Here is a 22,181-nt window from a genome sequence, read left to right as displayed (position 1 = left end):
AATGAAGTTTAATCACTACAATCAACTTCTTGAAGCCCTTTACAAAGCTCCCATACCCAGAGATGTTTTTATAAAAAATATAAGACGGCTTTTTGATTATAGATTCCAAGTTAACACGTCTTTAAAAGACGCCCTAGCTAAAAAGCTTGATAACTCTTTAAGCTTGCTTATAGATGACACCTTAGAAGATGACACTACTTTAGAAGTTTTAAAAGCTTATGGTATGCCTATAGTTTGGGATAGTGCTTTTGTGTCTTGCTCCCTTGCTAATCTTTCTTTAAGTAAAGCCACATTTTGCTTTATAGATATAGAAGCCACTGGCCCAAGACCAGCTGAAGATGAGCTTTTAGAGATAGGAGCTTTAAAGTGCAAGGGTGGTGAGATTTTAGGTACTTTTCAAAGCTTGATAAATGTAGCTGAGATTCCAGAAAATATACAAGAGCTAACTGGCATAACTCCAGATATGACTAAGGATGCCCCACTAGTTGGTGAAGTTTTAAGTAAGTTTAAAGACTTTTTAGGTGATTCCATCTTTGTGGCACATGGCATAGACTTTGACTATAACTTTATAGCTGATACTTTAAGATATAAGGGCATGCCGCTTATGCTAAACCCTAAACTTTGTAGTCTTTTACTTTCTAAAAAAACTATACTTTCTAAAAAGTACTCCATATCTTTTTTAAATGACTTTTTAGGCCTAGGAGTGCCAGTTCAACATAGGGCTTATGAAGACGCACTAAGTTCTAAAAAACTAGTAGATATAGCCTCTTTGATGTTACCTTTTGATGCTAGGGATGTTTTAGGTTTATTAGAATTTACTAGAGGAAAGATTAGCTATCCTAAAAGTTTGTCTTATGCCAAGATAAAAAAAGAGGAGTTAGAGATAGCTAGTTTTGATAAGCTACTAAAGAAAGAAAAACTAGAAAGTGTTAACTTAGACTTAGAATCTTTAAGAAAGAAAAAGTGGTTATTATGAAGCTTCAAGACCTAAAAGATATCGCCACACTTTTTTCTAGCAAACCTAAGCTTAATTTTATAGGGCGCATTAAAGATAATCTAGTATGCCTTAGGATGGATAAAGACTACTACTATATAGATTTTCAAAGTGGAGATATATTTAGTGCAAGCGAGTTAGCTAGCTTTAAAACTTATACTTCTCCTTTTGATATGGCTTTAAGTAAGTTTGCTAACTCATCTAAAATATTAGATTGCAAACTAGATGGGCTAAATAAGATCTTATTTTTAGACTTAGAAGTTAAAAATGCCTATAAGGTCTTACACTCCCGCCTTGTTATAAGTCTAATCCCACGAAGCACTAATCTAATCTTGCTAGTAGATTCTAAGATAGTAGCTGCTTTGCACTATAAAGAAGATGTAGTTTTAAAGATGCCCTACATACCTGTTATCCAGCCTAGTTTTGATAAAACTTTAGTAGATAATACTAACTTAGAAGCTATAGAATCTAGTCTTAAAGAAAGATATTTAGCTGCCCAAGAAGCACTTATAAGTCAAAAAAAAGCTAGCTTTAAAGCTAAGATAAAAAAGCAACTTAACACACTTCAAGAAGTTTTAAACGCCCTTCCAAGTGATAAAGCCTTAGAAGATGAGATGAAGTTAAGCTATGCTCTAGCAAACTTTATTTTATCTAACCTAGATTCTATCCCTCCTTATGCTACAAACCTAGTTATGGAATCTAAAAGCTATAAGATAGCTGCTTATCCTTCATCAAGTGAGCTAGCAAACGCTGAGTTTAGTAAGGCTAAAAAGCTAAAAAGAAAGCTTAAAAATATATCCTTACAGAGGGGAAACTTAGAATCTAAAATAGAGCTTTTAGAAGAAAAACTTAGCCTTTGTGAAAATATAAACATGCTTGAAGTCTTAGAGCACACTCAAAAAGCTAATAATCAAGATTCCAAAAAGACAAGATGTTTTTTTTATAAGGATGTAAAGATAAGCGTAGGGAAAAGTCGAGAGGAAAATGTCAAGCTTTTAAAAGATGCTAAAGCTAGGTATATATGGATGCACCTAAAAGATAGGCCTTCATCTCACATGATACTTCATACCTCAAAGGCTGACTATACGTTACTAAAGTATGCAGGTGAGTTGCTTTGTCGGCTTAACGGTTTAGAAACGGGACGATTTTTGGTCGATTATACTTACAGGAGAGACTTAAAAGTACAAAGTAACGCCTTTGTAACCTATAATAAATACTCTTCAATCTATGTAACTCTTTAAAGGAGCAGTCATGGCAGTAAGTCCACTAGGTAACCTAACCTATATAAATCAAGCTAGTTCAGTAACTGCTAACTTACAAGCTAACAACATAACTCATCCCATCCCAGTAAATCAACAGCTTTTTGCTGATGCTTTAAATCAAGTCCAAGAAGTTAGGCCAGCTGAAGAAAGTGAAGCCTTAAATCCAGATAGAGACTCAGCCAAACATGAGTTTGATGAAGAAGCAAAAGAGCAGCTTGGAGAAGAGCCAAAGCCACATAAAAAGTATAGCTATGCCAAAGCTACTAGAGAAGAAGATATGCTTTTAAAACCAGATAGACACTTACTAGATATAAGCGGCTAGCTTTTACTAGTTTAAAAAGATAGAATCTAGACCTACTTAAAAGCTATATTTAAAGGAAGGATTCAATAAAAAAGATAGTATTTCTAACCGGCTCTAGGGCAGAGTATGGCAAGCTGAAACCTCTTATAAAAGCTTTAGATTCTAAGTACTTTAAGGTGCATATCTTTGTTTGTGGTATGCACCTTTTAAGAAGTCACGGGTTTACTTATATGGAGATTTATAAGGATGGATTTGAAGATGTTTTTTTAGGTAAGCCTTATAAAAGATCTGAATCTATGGATTTAAACTTAAGTCACACCATAGCGGACTTTTCAAAGTTTGTAAGGTCTTGTAAGCCTGATATGATAGTAGTTCATGGTGATAGATTAGAGGCTTTAAGTGGGGCTATAGTTGGCGCTTTTAATAATATCTTAGTAGCTCACGTAGAAGGCGGTGAGGTAAGTGGCACTATAGATGAAAGCATAAGACACGCAGTTAGTAAGCTTTCTCATATACACTTTGTGGCAAATGCTAAGGCTAAACAAAGACTACTTCAACTTGGCGAAAATGAAAACTACATCTATGAGATAGGCAGTCCTGATATAGATATCATGCTAGGTGAAAACTTGCCTTCCTTAAAAGATGCAAAAGACTACTATAAGATAGACTTTGAAAGTTTTATCATCCTTGCTTTACATCCAGTAACTACTGATATATCTTCACTAAAAGCTAACATGATAGCTACCATAGAAGCACTTAAAGCAAGTAAGGAAAACTTTGTAGTTATCTATCCTAATAATGACTTAGGTAGTGAGATAATCTTAAAAAACATTAAGCCTTTAAAAAGACTAGTAAACTTTAAAGTTTTTCCTTCTATACGTTTTGAGATGTTTTTAACCTTGCTAAAACACGCAAAGGCTATAGTTGGTAATAGCTCAGCTGGAGTTAGAGAAGCCCCTATCTTTGGTACTCCTAGCATAGACATAGGCTCAAGACAGACTAATAGATATGATGCTAATCCTCTTATAACACATATAGAATCTTCAAAAGATTTACTGCCAGCTTTGAAGGCATTAAAAGATAGAAGTAAGATTGAAAGTAACTTTAGTGAAGGTGAGTTTGGAGACGGTAAGGCTAGCCTTAGATTTAAAACAGCCTTAGAAAGCAAGGAGCTTTGGGACTTAAAGATACAAAAGAACTTTATAGACTTAAAGTGGGGCATGTAGTCTTGAAAACACTAGCTTTAATCCCAGCACGTAGTGGCTCAAAAGGATTAGCCCATAAAAACATAAAGCCACTTTGTGGTAAGCCCTTACTTGCTTATACTATACAAGCAGCCTTAGAATCTGGCGTATGTGACTACACTTTAGTTAGTACTGATAGTAAGGAGTATGCAGATATTGCTATAGATTATGGTGCAAAGGTACCATTTTTAAGAAGCAAAGAGGCTTCAAGTGATACTGCAAATAGCACTTTAGTTATAACTGAAAGTTTGAAGTCCTTAAAAGCTTTAGGGTTAGAGTTTGAAACTTTGATCTTTTTGCAGCCTACTAGTCCTTTAAGACAAGCTAGTGATATAAAAGCAGCCTTTAAGCAGTACTTAGAATCTAAAGAAGATGTAGTAAGTGTGTGCAAGGCTAGAAAGCATATAAATCTACTTAGAAAACTAGATGAAAAAGGATTTTTAGAAAGTGTGAGTGAAAGCAAGGCTACTAGACGCCAAGACTATGAAAGCCTTTATGAGATTAATGGTGCTATTTATATAAACGATATAAGTAAGCTAAGGCAAGATTCTAAATTAAATCACAACAAAAAGCCTTTCTTGATGCCTTCATTTAAGGGTATAGATATAGATGATGAGAGTGATTTTTTACTAGCAAGTCTTGTTATGGAAAGTCTTTCTAAGTTTAGGCTTTAAAGAAGGGTTGCTATTAAAAAAAAGTTAGGTTTAAAAATGTAGTTTAAAGCCTATTTTTGAAATAGGCTTTAAAGTTATTTGCGTAGTTAGAAAAGCTAAAAGTTAGAAATTTTTTGGGCTGTGTGATTGCTTTCTTCTTAAGCCATCTGCAAAGCGTCTTTTTTCTTCATCAGTTTGAGGGTTAAGTGGTGGGATAGGTGTAGGTCTACCATTTTCATCTAGTGCTACCATGGTAAAATAAGAGCTATTAGAGTGGATAACTGAGTGATTTTGTATATTTTCAGTTATAACTTTTATACCAACTTCACAACTTGTGCGGCCAGTGTAGTTGATGTTTGCTAAAAAGTGTAAAAGGTTGCCAATAGGGATAGGGTGTTTAAAAAGCACTCTTTCTACACTTAAAGTAACTACGTTTTTTCCTGTGTATCTACTAGCACATGAGTAGGCTACTTGATCTAGGATTCTAAGTAAGTCTCCTCCGTGCATAACGCCACTAAAGTTTGCCATATCCGGTGTTACTAACACACTAAGTTGTAAAATCCTACTATCAAATATTTCATTATCATTTATCATTATTATTCCTTAAATTAAAAACGAAAATTATAACGAAATCAAGACGCTATAATATTGGCTAGACCAAGATTTTAAGGAGATGTTATGACTTTACTTATAACTGGAGCGTGCGGATATATAGGTTCTCACACAGCGATGGCGTTTTTACAAAACACAGACCATAAAATAGTCATAGTAGATAGCTTAGTTACAGGCTTTAAAGAAAACTATAAACTTTTAAGACATCTTTTTGAAGAAAGAGTAGTTTTTGAAGAGATGGACTTTCAGACTTGTGAGGATGTATTTTCAAATTATAAGATAGATTGTGTAGTGCACTTTGCAGCTTCTCTTACAGTAGAAGAAAGCGTAAAAGATCCTCTCAAATACTATATTAACAACACTGGTGGCACTGCTATGCTTATAGGACTTTGTGTTAAGTATGGCGTTAAAAACTTTATCTTTTCTTCAACTGCAGCAGTTTATGGCAACCCGCAAAATGTACCAGTTACTGAAGAAGAACCCCTCCTTCCTATCAATCCTTATGGAAACTCAAAAAAGATGATAGAAGAGATATTAAGAGATAGTCAAAAAGCTTATGGTTTAAACTATATAGCCCTTCGCTACTTTAATGTTGCTGGTGCTTATAGTGGTAATAACTATGAAGATATAGCCCTAGGTCAAAGAAGTGAGAATGCAACCCATCTTATAAAAGTAGCTTGTGAATGTGCTGTTGGCAAGAGAGAAAGTATGAGTATCTTTGGGGATAACTACCCAACAAAAGATGGTACTTGTATAAGAGACTATATACATGTAGATGACTTAGCTAACGCACACATTAGCGCTTTTAATATGTTGCAAGACAATAAAGGCATAAACACTGCTTATAATGTAGGGTATAACTCAGGCTTTAGTGTAAAAGAGGTTGTAGAGTGTGTAAGAAGGGTTAGTGGAGTAAACTTTAAAGTTTTGCTTGCACCTCCTAGGGCAGGAGATCCAGCTATCTTAATAGCTAATAATGCTAAGCTTAAAGCCACAGGCTGGGAGCCAAAACATGCTAGTTTAGAAGAGATAGCTATGGGCGCTTATCTTTGGGAAAAGTATCTTTTAGTACATAATGCTGATATTAATATATAAAGATTTTATACAACTTAGCAAAGCCCTGGTTTTGCTAAAGTAACTGCCTAGATATCGCTATTTTTATAAACATGGGCTTTGGTGTTAGAATCTAGTTTGTCTAGATTCATAACCAATAAAGCCCATGAGTAGTAAGCAAAAAGCAAAGTCTATAATCTTTATATAGCTATAAAGCGCATTAAAAACTATAGCTATATCTAAGACTTAATGTAGTAGCTATTAAGTCTTGCTTAAAAGTGCCTATGTAAGTAAGTCCTAGATTGCTACTTTCTCCTATGTTATATCTAGCATTTAGATTAATATTAGCTCCTAGTGGAGTGTTAGCTAGAGTTATAACATCAAAGTTTATCTCTTCATCTAAAAAAGAAACATTGCTAATAAGATTACTAGACATAACATCATAAGATACATAAAAAGCAGCCCCTAGCTTTAAACTTTCATTTGCACTTAGTTCATATCCTATGCCTAGGGAGGGTAAGAGGGCGTTTTGTGTTTTAGATCCTACTTTTAAACCAAACTCTCCTATCTCACTATAAGCCCCTTGAGCTAAAAGGGAGTAGCTAAGTCTCAAGGCTGGAAGGATAGTGTGTTTATCAAAGTTTAGCTTATAGCCTAGTAGTAAAGAGGCATTAATCTCATTTGCTGCATAACTAGAGCTTGCTTTTGCATTCCAGTTAGTTTGCATCCTAGTTTGGCCTATAAGATGGAGCGCATAGCCAAGTGAAGCTTGATAGACAAAGCCTTCTCCTAATGAGTAGGCATAAATTCTTGGGGCTAAGGTGTTGTAGTTAGCATCAAAGTCAGTCCTTGAATAAAGATAACTTAAAGAGGCTCCAAACATTAGATTTTCAAGCACACCTTCAGGTCTATAGTTTACTCCGGCTATAACGCCAAAGCCATTAGATGTATAACTTTTTACCCCACTTCTAGCAGCTTGATAGATATTAGTATAAAGTGCTTGTGCGTAGGCTTCTATACTAGAGTAACTTACATACTCATAGTTTACATCACTAGCTATGTTTGTTAAGGCAGCCTCTGCAAACTTTAGCTTACTGATATTAAAGCCTTTTAGTAAGTTAGCAAGGGAAGAGGTAGAGACTATGTTATCTAGCGTATAGATTGTGTTTAGATTAGATTCTAAAGCATAGTTTTGAACAGTGTTATTTAAATCACTTGGTAGCAAGTCAGTTAGCAAGGCTTCTACATTTTGTTTTACTTCACCCTGTGAGCTACCTTCTATAAATATAAATTTATCAAAGACTTTTGCGCTTGTAGAGTTAGCCTTAAGCCTTCCGTGTGACTTGCCTATCTGCAAGGCTAGATCTTTTAGGTTATCACTTGGAGTTTTTAGTATTACTTGCAGGCTATCATCAAAAGAAGGTTTGTCCTCTTTGCTTACTATATCAACTAGCCCTGTTTCATTATATTTAGCAAGTAGACTTAGTTTTTTGGCGTAGATTTGTTGTTTTTCTTGTAGAGGTTTGGTTCTTTCTCTTTGTTTTGGAAATTCAGTAATAGGCTTTAATGCTTCTTTTTCTTCTCCCTCAGCCTTTGCCTTATTTCTTTCTCTTATTTTTTTATTCTCCTCTGCTATCTTGTTATTCCTTTCTATGATTGGTTTGTTTTCTTCATCTATTTTTTTGTTATTTTCAGCTACTTGTTTGTTGCTTTCTACTATCTTTTTATTTTCTTCATCTATATTTTTATTTGCCTCTATTATCTTTTTATCTTCCTCGCTCTCATCTCCTACTTTTTTACCAAAGTAGAAATTCACTAAAGTGAAATTAGATTCTAAGTTCTTTTTACCTAGCTTATACTTGCCTTTATCAGTGGTTCCATCTAGGCCTTTAGCATCATATTCTTTAGTATCAAAATACTCCTTGCCTTTTAAACCACCATCTGCATAATCTAACCTAGAATCACTTACTTCTTCTACTACTGGGATACGTTCTCCACCTAAAAGTATCCTGCCCTTACTTTCTAGCATGGCTTCTTTAAGTAAAAGTGCTGTAGTTGTTTTATCGCTTACTTTTTCAAAAAACTTTTCAAAATGGTTTTTAGATGTATCTATATTTGTAGCTTCTATCTTAAGATTAGTTAGTTCTATATCTCCTCCATCAAGTAAGAAAGGCTGGAGGATTACATTAGATCCTAGTGGATTACTTGATTTAATAGTTGCTATATCAAAACTAGATTCTGTAGTGTCAAAGTAAAAAGTAGGATTACTCACTCCAAAGGCTATATCTGAGTTACTTTGCTGACCCACTTCTATGTTTGTATAAGGACTAAAACTAGCTTCATCTATGAGGGCTAAACCCCTCTCTCCTCCACTTATACTTTCAGTTGCTTTTATGATGTTTGGAGCATCCTTGCTTCCTCCTTCAGTAACTAGCTTAAATACATTTCTTATCTCAGGGGCAGTGATATTTGATCCATCTTTTAGCTTGATAGTTATGCGAGCACCATCTATCTTTTGTGCTTTAAGCTCAGTTTTATTTAGCTCTAGATTACCATTTATCCTACCGCTACGCTCTTGTTTCCCTAAAGTTAGCTCTAGGCCATCAACCTTACCGCCATTAATGTTTAAATCTCCTAGTGTGCTAGAGCTAGTGTTAAATAGCTTAGCAAAAGGGATGTCTGTAGATTCTGTAGCGCGTGTGCTTGCTGGGGTAGTGGGGTTAGATTCTAAAGTGATGACTATTTTTTTATTACTGCCATCTTGTATTAAATCTAGATTTGTAGTTTTGCTCGGACTACTTTCTCCATTTTTTACTTCAACTTGGACTTTATCACTAGAGCCGCTGATATCTTTTATAGTTATAGTGTCAGTATCTTTAAACTTGATAGCTTGAGCTTTACTTTCACCGCTAGGCTCTTCTTCCATAGCTACAACAGGACCTTCAGCTCCTAAAAGTAGGGATGAGAACAAAACTGGAGCTAACATGGTTTGCTTGGCTAGCTTGCATAGTTTATATTGCAAATTAGACTGGGTTAATGGACTAGGTGATTGTGTATTAAAACTATCATTTGTATGTGTGGAATCTACATGGTGCATTGAGAAACCTTTCTTAAAGTGTTTGTGATTTTTAGATTCTTTACTTTCAAAAGCTATTAGCCCTAAACTATGGAATCAAATCTAAGATTATATTTTTGGAAATAAAGGGCATTATATCTTATATTAGATAAAAATAATAATAATTATTATTTTAAGTATTAATGTTATTTTTTGTGTTCATAAGATATCTAGTACACGCACTTTTAGAGTTTGCTAGCCTAGTGTTTTAGATGAAGATAGCTGTAGTGATCCTAGTTAAAGCTAGATTCTAGTTTATGTTAAAGCATGCAAAAGTTAGCAACACACAATGTGCTTTTTTCATAAAGATAAGATTACAAATGCTATAAAAACTGCAGTCACAAGATAATAAAACTACAAGCAAAGATATTTCTTTTAAGTCTTTAAATTTGCTTTATAATTTGACTAAAAAAGTTAAAGCTATAAGGACTATATAAAAGGTGTCAATAAAAGATATGCATATCAATAGACTAGGGTTAGGTAGCTTCTTAGAATCTTTTTTAGGATTCTTTGCTAGGGAAAAAGACTTAAAACTAGATATCTTAGAAGAAGGGTTAGAAGAAAAAAAGGCTTTAGAAGCTAAACTTGTAAAACACCTTAACGTGGCTAATATGCCTAAGCTTCAAGACCTAGTTACCTACTTAGAAAAGTACACTTTTGAAGACGCTCCAAAGATAAAAGTTTTAAACCCTCTTTTTTTAAGCCTTAAAAAAGGAGGTTACTTAGATCTAAAAAGCCTTTATGAGTTTGTAAAAATCATACGCTACTTTTTAGCCTGGCAAGGAAGAAGCGACTTAGATGAGGGCTTAAAAGACTACTTTAATCGTATAGTTTTTCCACTAGATATATTAGAAGTGTTAAAGGCTTTTGATAAAGAAGGCAACATTAAGAAAGGGTTTAATAAAGACTTAGATTCTATAAATCTAGCCTTAGAAAGTGCACAAAAACGCTTTAAAGATGCCCTTGTTTCTGTGCTTAATCAAGCTACTTTGCAAGAGTATCTTGTAGATAAGCAAGTACACTTAATAGAAGGCAAGCAAGCACTTTTATTAAGGGCCGGGTTTAGTAACGTCTTAAAAGCGCGCGTTATATCAAGGTCAAGTAGTGGCTTTTTTTATGTAGTGCCAAGTAGCACAGAACATGCACTAAGCCAAGTGCACGCCCTTGAAGATAAGCTTCATCTAGTCTTAGAATCTATAGCTAAAGAGTTAAGCGCTGCTTTAAGGCGCCATATGCCTTTTGTGAACTTTTTAGATAGGGAGTTTGACTTTTTAGATGCAGCCCTAGCTAGATTAAGCTTTGCTAGGGCTTATAACTATGAGTTTGTAAAGGCAGTACACTCTAGCGATTTGGCAAACTTTGATTTTGTCTTAAAAGACTATAAACATCCAAGCATTAAAAATGCTAAGTCTTTTAATGTAAGTTTTGATAAACAACTGCTTTTAGTAACTGGGGTTAATGCCGGCGGTAAAACCATGCTTTTAAAAAGTATCCTAAGTGCTAGCTTTTGTGCTAAGTACTTTATACCTATGGCTATAAATGCTACTTTAAGTAAGATTCCTTATATAAAGCATATTGAGCTTATCTCCCAAGACCCACAAGATAGCAAGCAAGATATCTCCACTTTTTCAGGGCGTATAAAAGAAGTCACAAAGATACTTAATCTAAACCATATGATCTTAGGTATAGATGAGATAGAAATAGGCACTGACACTAAAGAGGCTTCTAGTCTTTATAAGACCATCTTAGAGCACATGTTAAATCAAGATTCTAAGATAGTTATCACTACTCACCATAAAGAGTTAGCAAGCCTGCTAGCGAGCAATCCAAAAGTGGCATTAATCGCTGCTATGTTTGATATAGAAAAAAGTTTGCCAAAGTATGAGTTTATAGAAGGTATAGGTAAAAGTTACGCCTTTGAAAGTGCCTTAAAGTATGGAATCCCACTAAGCTTAGTTAAAAAAGCACAAGAGTTTCATGGAGAAGATTCCTTAAGGCTTGATAACTTGATAGAAACTCACGCCTATGAGATAACTAAGTTAAAGCAAAATAATCTTGAGTTAGAAAAGCTTAAAAAAGACTATGCTAAAAAGATCCAAAGTTTAGAATCTCAAAGTAAAGAGCTAAAAAGTGTTTATCAAAATCTAAAATTTGAGCTTCAAAGAGAGTACAACCAAAGCATAAAAGAACTAAAGATGCTACTTAAAAAGCTACCTACTAAGTCAAATGAAAGCACGCTTATACACAAGGCTTTAACTAAGGTTGATAAGAGGGAAGCTAGTAATAAAGAAGCTAAGTTAGAGCTTACAAACAAACATAAAAACTTTAAGCTAGATGAGATAGTTGAGTATAAAGGAAGCAAGGCTAAGGTTATAAAAGTTTTAAAAAGTGAGTATATTTTAGAGTTAGAAAATGGCATAAAGATTAATGCTAGGGTTAGTGAGTTAAGTGCGCCTAAAGGCTTGCGCCCTAATAAAACTACTATAAGTTATACACTAAGTGCTGAGGTAAAAGGTGATCTTAAACTAGATCTGCACGGCTTAACTAAAGAAGAAGCCCTAGAAGCTATGGATAGTTTTATATCTAACGCGCTAATGGCAGGTTTTAGCGAGGTTTTAATAGTGCATGGCAAGGGTAATAAGATCTTACAAAGCCTAGTTACAAATTATTTAGAAAAAAGTAAGTTTGTAAAAGGCTTTGTAAATGCTCCATTTAACGCAGGGGGTAGTGGCGGCAAGCTTGTTTATCTTTAAAGTTTGTACATAGAATCTTAGACTTTTAAGAAAGCTATCCCTCTAGCTTTTTAGCATTCTCACAGCCCTTACTTAGCCCTAAGTTGCAAGCTTTTTTATAATAAAGCTTTGCTTTTTTAGTATCTTTTTTTACACCTTCCCCATTTTCATAAGCACGACCAGCCACTCCACATGCTATAGCTTCATCTAGACTGCAAGACTTTAAAGCGTACTTAGTGGATTTTCCATAGTCTTTTTTATCATAGTAGTAGGCTGCTAATATGTGACAGCTTTTCCCATCTTTATTAGCACACTTTTGTTTTAAGTCTTTTATCGAAGTAGCATATAAAGACCCACTAGCTATTATTAAACTTAAAAGCAAACCTTTTGAGATTTTAAATATCATCTTATATCCTTATTTAGCACTTAAGGCTAATGTTAGTGCAAAAGGCATTTGCAAACATCAAGCTATTTAAAAGTGCTTTTTAATGATCTACAAAAATAGCGTTTCTGCAGCCTTCTTTATTACCTAGCTCACAGGATTTGTTAAAGTAATCTTTTGCTTTTATAGGATCTTTGTTAACTTTTATCCCTTTAAAGTAAAACACTCCCACATTAAAACATCCTTTATCACTGCCTAACTCACAAGCTTTGTGATATAGCTTTAAAGCTCCTTCATAACTTTGAGCGATACTATCTCCATACTCAGTAAAGTAACCAAGTGCATTACAAGAATCTGCTACATTACCATCACAAGCTTTTTTAAGATACTGTATTGCTTTAGCGACATCTCTTGGAGTTTCTTGACCACTATAATAAAGCTTACCTAAGATTCCACATGAGTTAACATCACCACTACCACATTTTTGTTCTAAGTCTTTAAAAGATGCTCCAAAGGCTATGCTTCCAGCTAGTAAAGAACTTATGATAAGCCTACTTAAGATTTTATATTGCAAATTACTTTCCTTTTTTGTTTTTTTGTATCTTGCATACTAACTAAAATCCAAAAGTATTAGCAATATCTAGTGATATGTAAAAATTAAAGCTTATGCTAGACTTATAAATCAGCAAAATAAAACTTATAGATAAAAGGAAAGTAAGTGACTAAGATGTTAAAAACACCAGTGACACAAGTGATACTAAAACTATTAGCAGCCTTTTTATTAGCAGCTACTTTTATGAACCTAGCAAGCGCTAAAGATAAAGCAAGTGGTATCTTTTCAGGAGAAACCTTACAGCATATGCAAGATAATAGGGACTTAAAAGAAAAGATCTTAGTTATAGATGTAAGAAATAAGTCAGAGTATAAAAAAGGGCACTTAAAGTTTGCCATAAGGCGAAATGATCATGCCTTAAAGCATCTAGATAGAGATTTTATTAATAAATACAAAAACTTCCCTATCGTGCTTATATCTGATAGGGCTAAAGATGCACAAAAAGCATTTAAAATACTTAAAAAACTAGACTTTAAAGATGTAAAGATAGCACAAGGATATGATGAGTTTAAAGGCTATAAACTTTACACTTATACTAATATACTAGGTGATGATGTAGAAAAAAGTGTAGGTAAAAAAGATAGTTTGATAATAGATGTTAGGGCTAAAAAAGACTATGAAGCAGGACATCTTAAAGGCGCTATAAATATACCTTTAAACGACGACATGAAGCCTTACCTTCCTATACTAGAACAAAACAAAGACAAAAAGTTTGTAGTTCACTGCTATACAGGCACTCAAAGTCAAGTTATGTCAGAAAGATTGACAAAACTAGGCTTTAAAAATGTATATAACTCACTAGATGGCAGTTTGGAGTATGACTTTAAGTTTGTTAAGTAGATAAATAGGCTAAATGCTAGTTTAAAAAACTAAAGGATTAAAAGCTTTAGCCTAGTTTTTAGCTTAGATTCTAAGTCTTTCTTAGTTGTGCTGTTTGCAAGAGTAGTTATCTCCTAAATTGCAAGCCTTTTGATAGTAGCTTTTAGCAAGATTAGAATCTTTTTTTACACCAACTCCATTTTTATATATAGCCCCTAGTGCTGCACAGCTTGAAGCACTACCAAGAGTGCAGGCCTTGTTATAAAGTGCATTAGCCTTTTGATAGTCTTTAGTTATACCACTACCAGAAAAGTAAAGATTTGCTAGGGTGTTGCAGGCTAGGGCGTTGTTGTTAGCACAGTCTCTTTTGTAGTAGCGTATCTCATCATCTTTGTTTGGATTTATAGCCCTCTCACTAGCACTCATATTAGATGGATTAAAAAACTCAGACAACGAAGCAGCATTCACAAGATTACTGCCACTTAAGATAAAATATATAAGTGCCCCAAGAAAAATATCTTTTTTCATAATCTAGCCTTTTTATAGAATCTAAAAAACTTTAGCGCCCTATAAGCTTTAAGTCATCACAAGATCGCTCATCCCCTAATCCACAAGCTTTTTTAAAGTAGTGTTTTGCTACTTGTGATTTTTTAAGGTCTGCTTTTTTTAAATAAGACACACCTAGATTATAACAGCCACTAATGCTATTAAGCTCGCAAGCTTTTTTATATAAACTATCAGCCTTATTATAATCTTGCTTTACACCTTTACCAAAGCTATAAGATACACCTAGGTTATAGCAGCCATTAGCGCTATTAAGTATGCAGGCTTTGTTAAAAAACTCTATAGCCTCACTGTAGCTTTTTAGATTTGCATCTTTTTTTACTCCATCTTTTGTAAGGGCTTCTTTAGCTAAGGCATCTTGTGCATACATCTGACCTACTAAGTCACAGCCTGCACCATCTTTTAACTCGCAAGCTTTTTTATAGTACTTAGTAGCTTTTTGAAGGTTAGCTTTTATAACATCTCCATCTTCATAAAGAGAGCCTACCATGAGGCAGCTTTTAGAATCTTTTAAGTCACAGCCTTTTTTAGCGTAGTTTAGAGCCTTTTCATAGTTAGTAGGCATATCCTTGCTGTTATAGTACATCCTTGCTACTTCTTTGCAGCTACTAGCATCTTTACTATCACACTTTTGTGTTAGCTCTTCTAAAGAGGTTGCATAAAGACAAGATATGGCTACTAGTGTACCTAAGATCGCTAATTTTTTCATACTTTTATCCTTGCGGCGCTTAGGCTTTTTAGTTTAAGCCTTTAGTTAGTTAAAACAGCCCACCTTCATTACTAGAGTTGTTGTTTCCTTGGCTGTTAGTATTACTTAAAGGGCTTTCTTCACTTCCTTCTAAGTCTTCTCCTAGTTCATCTTCTGGTAAGTCTTCTTTAGCACAAAGACTTACAAAGACTACTTTATCTGGAGCTACTACATTTACTATTTTCACACCACTAGTGTTTCGTCCTGCACTTCTTATGTGTGCTATATCTACTCTTATCATCTTGCCTAGGCTTGTAAGTAGCATTAGATCTTGGCTTTCATCTTCGACGCTTACTACACTTACTAGGTTGCCAGTTTTATTAGTTAGCTTCATGGCTATGACGCCTTTGCCACCGCGATTTTGGATTCTATAATCGCCTGCAGTAGTCTGCTTTCCTATGCCTAGTTCTGAGACACTTAAAAGCTTATCTCCATCACCTTTTAAAGTAGTAGCAGCTATAACATAGTCTCCTTCTTCTTTAAATCTTATGCCTGTAACTCCACGACTTACACGACCTATCTCTCTTAAGTCTTCAACTGCAAAGCGTATACACATACCTTTAAAAGTTGCTATGAAAAGCTCTTTAGTGCTTTTATCAACTATATGAGTGCTTACTAGCTCATCATCTTCATCAAGATTTATAGCTCTTACTCCAACGTTTCTAATGTTGCTGTACTCATTTAGATTAGTTCTTTTTACTATACCTTTTTTAGTGAAAAAGACTAGGGATTTTTCATCTGAGAAGTCTGTAGTCGTGATAGTTGTAGTTATCTTTTCATCAGGTTGAAGATTAACTAAGTTAACTACAGCCTTGCCTATGGCTGTTCTGCTAGCTTCAGGGATCTTATAAACTTTTAGCCAGTAAAGCTGACCACGATTAGTGATAAGTAAAATCGTATCATGAGTATTAGCTGTAAAGAAGCTTTGTATAAAGTCATCATCATGAGTATTAGCACCAATCTTGCCCTTACCACCTCTGTTTTGCTTTTCATAGTTTTTAAGAAGCACACGTTTTACATAGCCTCTATGACTCATAGTGACAACTACTGGCTCATTAGGGATTAGATCTAAGACATCTATAGCATCATAGTTATCTTCTATCTGAGTAAGGCGAGGAGTGCTAAAAAGCTTTTTAGATTCTAAAAGTTCTTCTTTTATGACTTCATTTAAACGCTCTTCACTTTTTAGAATCTTATTAAGCTCTTCTATAAGTTCTAAGACTTCTTTATACTCTTGTTCTATCTTATCTCTTTCTAGACCAGTAAGCCTTTGAAGTCTCATCTCTAAGATGGCTTTTGCTTGAAGGGCGCTAAGTTTAAACTTCTCCATTAGCCCTTCAGTTGCACTTTGTGCATCCTTACTAGCTTTTATAAGCTTTATAACTTCATCTATATTATCTAGTGCTATAACTAAGCCTTCTAAGATATGTGCCCTTGCACGCGCTTTTTCTAGATCAAAGATAGTTCTTCTTATAACGATAGTTTTTCTGTGTTGTAAGAAAAGATTTAAAAGCTCTATTAATGTAAAAACTTTTGGCTCTTTATTGTCAATAGCAAGCATGATGATTCCAAAAGTGACTTCTAGTTGACTAGACTTAAAGAGGTGGTTTAGTACTATCTCACTTAGTGCTTCTCTTTTAAGTTCTATAACTACGCGCATACCCTCTCTATCGCTTTCATCTCTAACTTCGCTTATACCTTCGATAATCTTTTCTTTAGCAAGCTCGCTAATTTGTTCTACTAATCTAGCTTTATTGACTTGATAAGGTATCTCATCTATGATGATGGAATCTTTATGCTTGTTAGTTTCTATGTGGGTTTTAGCGCGTATCTTTATGCGTCCACGTCCTGTAGCGTAAGCCTCTAAGATTCCACTTCTACCATAGATTATCCCCCCAGTTGGGAAATCCGGTCCTGCGATAAATTGCATAAGCTCTTCTAAGTTAGCATCTTTATTATCTATTAAGTGTAAGAGACAGTCTATTACTTCATCACTTCTGTGAGGTGGTATATTAGTGGCCATACCTACAGCTATACCACTGCTACCATTTATCAAAAGGTTTGGAATCCTAGTAGGTAAAACATCTGGCTCTTTTAAGGTATCATCATAGTTTGGTGTGAAATCAACTGTATTTTTTTCTATATCTTTTAGTAGCTCTTCACTAGCTAGTGTCATACGTGCTTCTGTATAACGCATAGCAGCGGCTTTATCGCCATCTATTGATCCAAAGTTACCCTGCCCATCAATTAGCTCTAGTCTCATAGAAAAAGGCTGAGCAAGCCTTACTAAAGCATCATAGATAGAGCTATCACCATGTGGGTGATACTTACCCATAACATCCCCAACGATACGGGCTGACTTCTTATAAGGCGTTTTATGAGTTATATTTAACTCGCTCATAGTATAAAGTATACGTCTATGAACTGGTTTTAATCCATCCTTGGCATTAGGCAAAGCCCTTCCTACTATGACACTCATGGAGTAGTCAAGGTAGCTTTCCTTCATGGATTGATCAATTTGTATCTCTTTTACATTGTTGTCCATTAATTCTCCTTAAAACTAGGCTTTATTATACTAGAAACATGCCTTTCTTAGGGCGTATCACACTTCCTCCTTTGACTAAGTCACTTTTCTTTTAATAGATAATAGGTAGGAGTTTTGGAATCTTTTTTATAAGGGTTAAATTTGGCTTCTTTTTTTATGGAGTAGTCTAATTCAAGACTAGGTGTTTTGTAGTCATAGTGTTTTAGTTTTTTTGGGATGAAGGTTTGGAGGGCTTTTATCTTTCTATCTATATCATGATAGTAGTTAGTAGCTATCCTATTAGCACGGTGGTTTTTTTCCCACGAAAAGCCCTTGTTGTAGCTTTTAATGATGGACTTAAAGTTCCCTTTTCTCACTCTTTGCCAGTACTTTAACTCATCTAAAGCTATAGAGCTTGCAAACTCTGGATTAGATATAAGCATCTGCCCTATAATATTGCGTAAAAAGTTAGAATCTTTATATTTTGTATATTTTTTAATCACACCAGGAACTAGTGCGTGATAGATCCCAGCACTTGGATCTTGAAAGTTAAGAAGATACTCTCCACTACAAGATTCTTGCCAGGCGATAGCTGCCATAGTGTAGCCAAAACCATGTTCTTTCCCATATAAATAGGCATACAGTAAAACATCTATTTGTTTTTTGCTAAACTCGTGTAGACTAACGCATTTTTGTTCTACTTTGAAGTTTAGCTCAGTCCCAAAGACTAACAAAATGTTAAACATTATGAAGATTAAAACTTTCTTTAGCACTCTATACCTTTGATAAATCTGTATTATACTTAAAACAAAAAAGGAGTACTGTGAAAGCCTTAATCGAGATATTAACTGAAGAGTTACCAGCCTTCCCTTTGCTTAAGAATCTAGATTCTATAACCTCTGGTTTTAAGAACTTGTTGATAGAAAACAATATCGATACTAACTTTAAGTTTTACTATACACCTAGAAGGTTGGTTTTTTTTGCTGAAAGCTTTCCAGAGTTTAGCGCACCAAAGGTAGTACAAAGCTATGGTGCCCCAGTTGAGATAGCCTATAAAGATGGCAAACTTACTAATGCAGGACTTGCGTTTTTAAAGAAAAACAACATCTCTGAAGATGAAGTAAAAACTACACTAAAAGATGGCAAAGAAGTGCTTTTTTATGAAAAAGAAGAGAGCCCAAAAGATACTAGTTTAATCCTACCTAGCCTAGTTTTAGAGTTCTTAAAAGGGCTTAACTTTGGCAAGTCTATGAGGTGGGGGGATAATAAAGAAAGCTTTATACGCCCTATAAGAAATGTATTAATCCTTTTAGATTCTAAAACTTTAGAGTTTGAAGGCTATGGACTAAAATCTAAAAGCATGACCTTTACTCACAGGCAGTCTAGAGTACCTATCTTAGAAGTAAATAGCATAGAAGAGTACTTTAAAGGTTTGGAAAACTTTGGCGTAGTACTAGATCAAGATAAAAGGCAAGCCAAGATAGAAGAAGGCTTTAAAGCTTTAGAAAAAAAACATGATATAACTATAGACCTAGATACTAGCTTGCTAGATGAAGTAGTTGCTATAACTGAGTATCCATGTGCACTTTTAGGACGCTTTGAAGAGGGCTTTTTAAGAGTTCCTAGTGAAGTAATAATTACTTCCATGAAAGAAAATCAACGTTACTTCCCTACCTTTAAAGATGGAGTGCTTCATAACTCCTTTGTAGTAGTTAGTAATGCTTTCTTAAAAGATGATGACTACTCTTTAATCATAGGTGGTAATGAAAAAGTACTAAAAGCTAGGCTTAAAGATGCTGAGTTTTTTTACTTAAACGACTTAGAATCTAAACTTAACTTTGGTGATCTTTCCACTATAGGTTTTGTAAGTGGGGGAGGCAACTTACAAGAAAAGTGTGAGCGCGAAAAAGAGATAGCTATAAAACTTTGTAAGCTTTTAGGCTTAGATAGTAAGGATACACAAACTGCGCTAGATTTAGCTAAAAACGATCTTTTGAGCCAAGTGGTTAATGAGTTCCCAGAACTTCAAGGAGTTATAGGAGCAAAGTACGCTAAAGAAGCGGGTTTTAATGAAGAAGTTTGCAGGGCTATAAAAGAGCAGTATCTTCCTAATGGACTTGATGCTTCCTTGCCTAGTTCAGAAGTTAGCGCACTTGTTAATATAGCCACAAAGATAGACACGCTAAATATGCTTTTTAAGCTAGATAAGATTCCAACTGGGTCTAAAGATCCTTTTGCTTTAAGGCGTAATGCTGCAAGCTTGCTTAGAATCTTAGAAAAGTTTGATTTGAACTTAAAGCTAGAAGACATTATAGAAGATGAAAGACTGCTAAGTTTTATAAAAGAGCGCTACTTTGGAATCTTACCTGGTATAAATCCAAGCGTGGTTAGATCTGTAGTTAGCTTAAACTTTGATGTAGCAAGTACTTTTAAAAATATACACGCCATAGAGAAGTATCTAAAAGCCAACTCACTAAGTGCCTTGCAGTCTACTTTTAAAAGGTTGGCTAATGTTTCTAGTGAAAGTAGTGATAACTTAGATGTAGATGAAAGCTTAATGGTAGAGTGCGAAAAAGACCTCTTTGCTAGACTAAAAGAGCTTGAAGGCAAGGACTATAAGGATATAGATTTAAAAGTAGAGGCTATATTTAGCCTAACTAGCTTACTAGACACGCTTTTTGAAAAAGTGCTAATTAATGATGAAGATAAGACCTTAAGGCTTAATAGAACCAAGTTAATTCAAAGAGTACTAAGGCTTTTCTTGCAAGTAGCTGATGTTAGACTTATAAGTGCTTAAGAGAGTTTTGATGTTTCTTTAAAGCCTTACTTCTTTTGTAGCTTTTTTAAATCTTAAAGCCTAGCGCTTTAGCCTTTAATCTTGCTAACTTCGTTAGTTGTGATGGAGGAGGCAGGTGTAGTTAAGCTTTTTTTTATAAAAAAATGATAGAATGCAAAGCTTAATACTTATGTATTGATCACTAAAAACTCCCTTTAATTTAAACATCATTTAGTGCTTAGGGCAGTCAAGGAGAAATTATGAAAGTTCGACCTTCGGTCAAAAAAATGTGTGATAAGTGCAAAGTTATCAAACGTAAAGGTGTTGTGAGAGTTATATGCTCTAACCCTAAACATAAACAAAGACAAGGATAAAATATGGCTAGGATTGCTGGTGTAGATTTGCCAAAAAAGAAAAGAGTTGAATACGCTCTAACTTATATTTACGGTATAGGTCTTAAGACCTCAAGAGATATCTTGAAAAGCGTAGATATATCTTTTGATAAGCGAGTTTTTGATCTCAGCGAAGATGAAGTCTCAAAGATTGCTAAGAAAATACAATCTGACTACATGGTCGAGGGTGATTTAAGAAAAAAAGTAACGATGGATATAAAAGCCTTAATGGACTTAGGAAGCTATAGAGGGCTTCGCCACAGGAAAGGTCTTCCAGTACGTGGTCAGACAACTAAAAACAACGCACGTACTCGCAAGGGTAAGAAAAAAACTGTTGGTAGTAAGTAAGGAGTAGTTAATGGCAAAGAAAAATACAACACTTAAAAAAAGAGTGGTCAAGAAAAATATAGCTAGAGGCATAGTCTGCATAGCTGCTTCTTTTAATAATACAAACATAACAGTTACTGATGAAGTGGGCAATGTTATCTGCTGGGCAACTGCTGGAGGCCTTGGTTTTAAAGGATCTAAAAAAAGCACTCCTTATGCTGCTCAGCAAGCAGTAGAAAGTGCACTTGGTAAGGCAAAAGAGCATGGCATCAAAGAAGTTGGTATAAAAGTACAAGGTCCTGGAAGTGGTAGAGAAACTGCTATAAAAAGCGTTGGTGCTACTGAAGGTATAAAAGTACTTTGGATAAAAGATGTCACACCTTTACCGCATAATGGTTGTAGACCACCTAAAAGAAGAAGAGTATAAGGAGAGTAGATGGCTAGATATACAGGACCAGTTGAAAAGATCGAAAGGCGATTTGGCGTTTCTTTAAATATGAAGGGCGAAAGAAGAATCGCCGGTAAAAGCTCTTTAGATAAAAGAAGTTATGGCCCAGGACAACATGGGCAAAGAAGAGGTAAGATTTCAGATTATGGCTTACAGCTTAGAGAAAAACAAAAAGCTAAGTTTATGTATGGCATAAGCGAAAAACAGTTCCGTTCGACTTTCTTTGAAGCTAGTAGACAAGAAGGCAACACTGGAGAAAATCTAATTCGCCTTATAGAAACTAGACTTGATAATGTAGTTTATAGAATGGGTTTTGCTACCACTAGAAGATTTGCAAGACAGTTAGTAACTCATGGACATATCTTAGTAGATGGCAAAAGATTAGATATCCCTTCTTATGTAGTAAAACAAGGTCAAAAAGTTGAAGTAAGAGAAAAAAGTAAAAACAATCCTCAAATCTTAAAAGCTATAGGCCTAACTGAGCAAGTAGGGATTGCCCCTTGGGTTGACATAGATAAAGATAAAAAGTTTGGAATCTTAACTAGATACCCAGAAAGAACTGAAGTTGAAATACCAATAGAAGAAAGACTAATTGTTGAGTTGTATTCTAAATAATAGGAAG

At 34.7% G+C, this 22,181-nt stretch carries 21 protein-coding genes; 13 read left to right on the top strand and 8 right to left on the bottom strand.

The features are described 5' to 3' along the window. Position 1: 1 nt before the first annotated feature. The 5 genes from BKH43_RS03135 (at position 2) to BKH43_RS03115 (ending at position 4,475) form a co-directional block, all read left to right on the top strand. Positions 2-976: a 3'-5' exonuclease gene (locus BKH43_RS03135; RefSeq protein ID WP_095228465.1), complete on the top strand. Its 975-nt coding sequence runs from the start codon at positions 2-4 to the stop codon at positions 974-976. Beyond that, positions 973-2,235 carry a DUF814 domain-containing protein gene (locus BKH43_RS03130; protein WP_095228463.1) on the top strand — a complete coding sequence of 421 codons (1,263 nt, stop codon included), beginning with the start codon at positions 973-975 and terminating at the stop codon, positions 2,233-2,235. Before BKH43_RS03135 ends, BKH43_RS03130 begins: the two co-directional genes overlap by 4 nt. A 10-nt stretch (positions 2,236-2,245) precedes the next feature. Next, positions 2,246-2,578: a hypothetical protein gene (locus tag BKH43_RS03125; RefSeq protein WP_095228461.1), complete on the top strand. Its 333-nt coding sequence runs from the start codon at positions 2,246-2,248 to the stop codon at positions 2,576-2,578. Between the two features lie 65 nt (positions 2,579-2,643). Further along, the gene (gene neuC, locus BKH43_RS03120; protein ID WP_095228459.1) at positions 2,644-3,783 is read left to right on the top strand and encodes a UDP-N-acetylglucosamine 2-epimerase; all 1,140 of its coding nucleotides are present in this window, start codon (positions 2,644-2,646) and stop codon (positions 3,781-3,783) included. Beyond that, positions 3,732-4,475 (top strand): acylneuraminate cytidylyltransferase family protein, encoded by a 744-nt coding sequence (locus BKH43_RS03115; protein ID WP_095228457.1) that lies wholly within the window; start codon positions 3,732-3,734, stop codon positions 4,473-4,475. The genes neuC and BKH43_RS03115 overlap by 52 nt, the downstream gene beginning before the upstream one ends. Positions 4,476-4,577: 102 nt before the next feature. On the opposite strand, the gene BKH43_RS03110 is transcribed toward BKH43_RS03115, so the two are convergent. Beyond that, positions 4,578-5,048 (bottom strand): acyl-CoA thioesterase, encoded by a 471-nt coding sequence (locus BKH43_RS03110; RefSeq protein WP_095228455.1) that lies wholly within the window; start codon positions 5,046-5,048, stop codon positions 4,578-4,580. Between the two features lie 84 nt (positions 5,049-5,132). Here BKH43_RS03110 and galE point away from each other — a divergent pair, with 84 nt between their 5' ends. Beyond that, positions 5,133-6,161 (top strand): UDP-glucose 4-epimerase GalE, encoded by a 1,029-nt coding sequence (galE, locus tag BKH43_RS03105; protein ID WP_095228453.1) that lies wholly within the window; start codon positions 5,133-5,135, stop codon positions 6,159-6,161. 178 nt (positions 6,162-6,339) lie between these two features. Here the strand turns inward: galE and BKH43_RS03100 are convergent, their stop codons facing one another. After that, complete coding sequence (locus BKH43_RS03100) at positions 6,340-9,216, bottom strand: autotransporter outer membrane beta-barrel domain-containing protein (RefSeq protein WP_095228451.1); 2,877 nt, start codon at positions 9,214-9,216, stop codon at positions 6,340-6,342. A 473-nt stretch (positions 9,217-9,689) separates the two neighbouring features. Between BKH43_RS03100 and BKH43_RS03095 the strand changes: the two genes are divergently transcribed. Continuing rightward, the gene (locus BKH43_RS03095) at positions 9,690-11,987 is read left to right on the top strand and encodes a Smr/MutS family protein (protein ID WP_143429019.1); all 2,298 of its coding nucleotides are present in this window, start codon (positions 9,690-9,692) and stop codon (positions 11,985-11,987) included. 34 nt (positions 11,988-12,021) lie between these two features. Here BKH43_RS03095 and BKH43_RS03090 read toward each other — a convergent pair whose 3' ends face one another. Together BKH43_RS03090 and BKH43_RS03085 are read right to left on the bottom strand one after the other, a co-directional pair. After that, on the bottom strand, positions 12,022-12,372 hold the full coding sequence (locus BKH43_RS03090) for a sel1 repeat family protein (RefSeq protein WP_095228447.1): 351 nt from the start codon (positions 12,370-12,372) through the stop codon (positions 12,022-12,024). Between the two features lie 79 nt (positions 12,373-12,451). Next, positions 12,452-12,922 (bottom strand): tetratricopeptide repeat protein, encoded by a 471-nt coding sequence (locus BKH43_RS03085; protein ID WP_095228445.1) that lies wholly within the window; start codon positions 12,920-12,922, stop codon positions 12,452-12,454. 153 nt (positions 12,923-13,075) lie between these two features. On the opposite strand from BKH43_RS03085, the gene BKH43_RS03080 reads away from it, so the two are divergent. Then, the gene (locus BKH43_RS03080) at positions 13,076-13,801 is read left to right on the top strand and encodes a rhodanese-like domain-containing protein (protein ID WP_253248032.1); all 726 of its coding nucleotides are present in this window, start codon (positions 13,076-13,078) and stop codon (positions 13,799-13,801) included. 81 nt (positions 13,802-13,882) lie between these two features. Here BKH43_RS03080 and BKH43_RS03075 read toward each other — a convergent pair whose 3' ends face one another. The 4 genes from BKH43_RS03075 to BKH43_RS03060 all read right to left on the bottom strand — a co-directional run bounded on the left by BKH43_RS03075 (position 13,883) and on the right by BKH43_RS03060 (position 18,362). Next, positions 13,883-14,308, bottom strand: a complete 426-nt coding sequence (locus tag BKH43_RS03075) for a tetratricopeptide repeat protein (RefSeq protein WP_095228440.1) — start codon at positions 14,306-14,308, stop codon at positions 13,883-13,885. A gap of 31 nt (positions 14,309-14,339) precedes the next feature. Continuing rightward, positions 14,340-15,053: a tetratricopeptide repeat protein gene (locus BKH43_RS03070; protein ID WP_095228438.1), complete on the bottom strand. Its 714-nt coding sequence runs from the start codon at positions 15,051-15,053 to the stop codon at positions 14,340-14,342. A gap of 49 nt (positions 15,054-15,102) precedes the next feature. After that, positions 15,103-17,637, bottom strand: coding sequence for a DNA gyrase subunit A (gyrA, locus tag BKH43_RS03065; protein ID WP_095228436.1), 2,535 nt, complete (start codon positions 17,635-17,637; stop codon positions 15,103-15,105). A gap of 80 nt (positions 17,638-17,717) precedes the next feature. Continuing rightward, on the bottom strand, positions 17,718-18,362 hold the full coding sequence (locus BKH43_RS03060; protein WP_143429018.1) for a hypothetical protein: 645 nt from the start codon (positions 18,360-18,362) through the stop codon (positions 17,718-17,720). Positions 18,363-18,439: 77 nt separating this feature from the next. Here BKH43_RS03060 and glyS point away from each other — a divergent pair, with 77 nt between their 5' ends. The 5 genes from glyS to rpsD all read left to right on the top strand — a co-directional run bounded on the left by glyS (position 18,440) and on the right by rpsD (position 22,174). Then, positions 18,440-20,413 carry a glycine--tRNA ligase subunit beta gene (glyS, locus tag BKH43_RS03055; protein WP_095228432.1) on the top strand — a complete coding sequence of 658 codons (1,974 nt, stop codon included), beginning with the start codon at positions 18,440-18,442 and terminating at the stop codon, positions 20,411-20,413. Between the two features lie 239 nt (positions 20,414-20,652). Beyond that, positions 20,653-20,766, top strand: a complete 114-nt coding sequence (gene rpmJ / locus BKH43_RS03050) for a 50S ribosomal protein L36 (RefSeq protein WP_095228427.1) — start codon at positions 20,653-20,655, stop codon at positions 20,764-20,766. A 3-nt stretch (positions 20,767-20,769) separates the two neighbouring features. Beyond that, the gene (rpsM, locus tag BKH43_RS03045) at positions 20,770-21,132 is read left to right on the top strand and encodes a 30S ribosomal protein S13 (protein ID WP_095228425.1); all 363 of its coding nucleotides are present in this window, start codon (positions 20,770-20,772) and stop codon (positions 21,130-21,132) included. A gap of 10 nt (positions 21,133-21,142) precedes the next feature. Further along, the gene (gene rpsK, locus BKH43_RS03040) at positions 21,143-21,538 is read left to right on the top strand and encodes a 30S ribosomal protein S11 (RefSeq protein ID WP_095228423.1); all 396 of its coding nucleotides are present in this window, start codon (positions 21,143-21,145) and stop codon (positions 21,536-21,538) included. Between the two features lie 9 nt (positions 21,539-21,547). Next, positions 21,548-22,174 (top strand): 30S ribosomal protein S4, encoded by a 627-nt coding sequence (rpsD, locus tag BKH43_RS03035; RefSeq protein WP_095228421.1) that lies wholly within the window; start codon positions 21,548-21,550, stop codon positions 22,172-22,174. Positions 22,175-22,181: the final 7 nt, after the last annotated feature.

The sequence above is a fragment of the Helicobacter sp. 13S00401-1 genome, assembly GCF_002272925.1.
Taxonomy (GTDB): Bacteria; Campylobacterota; Campylobacteria; order Campylobacterales; family Helicobacteraceae; genus Helicobacter_I.
This window is presented reverse-complemented; position numbering and strand designations above follow the sequence as displayed.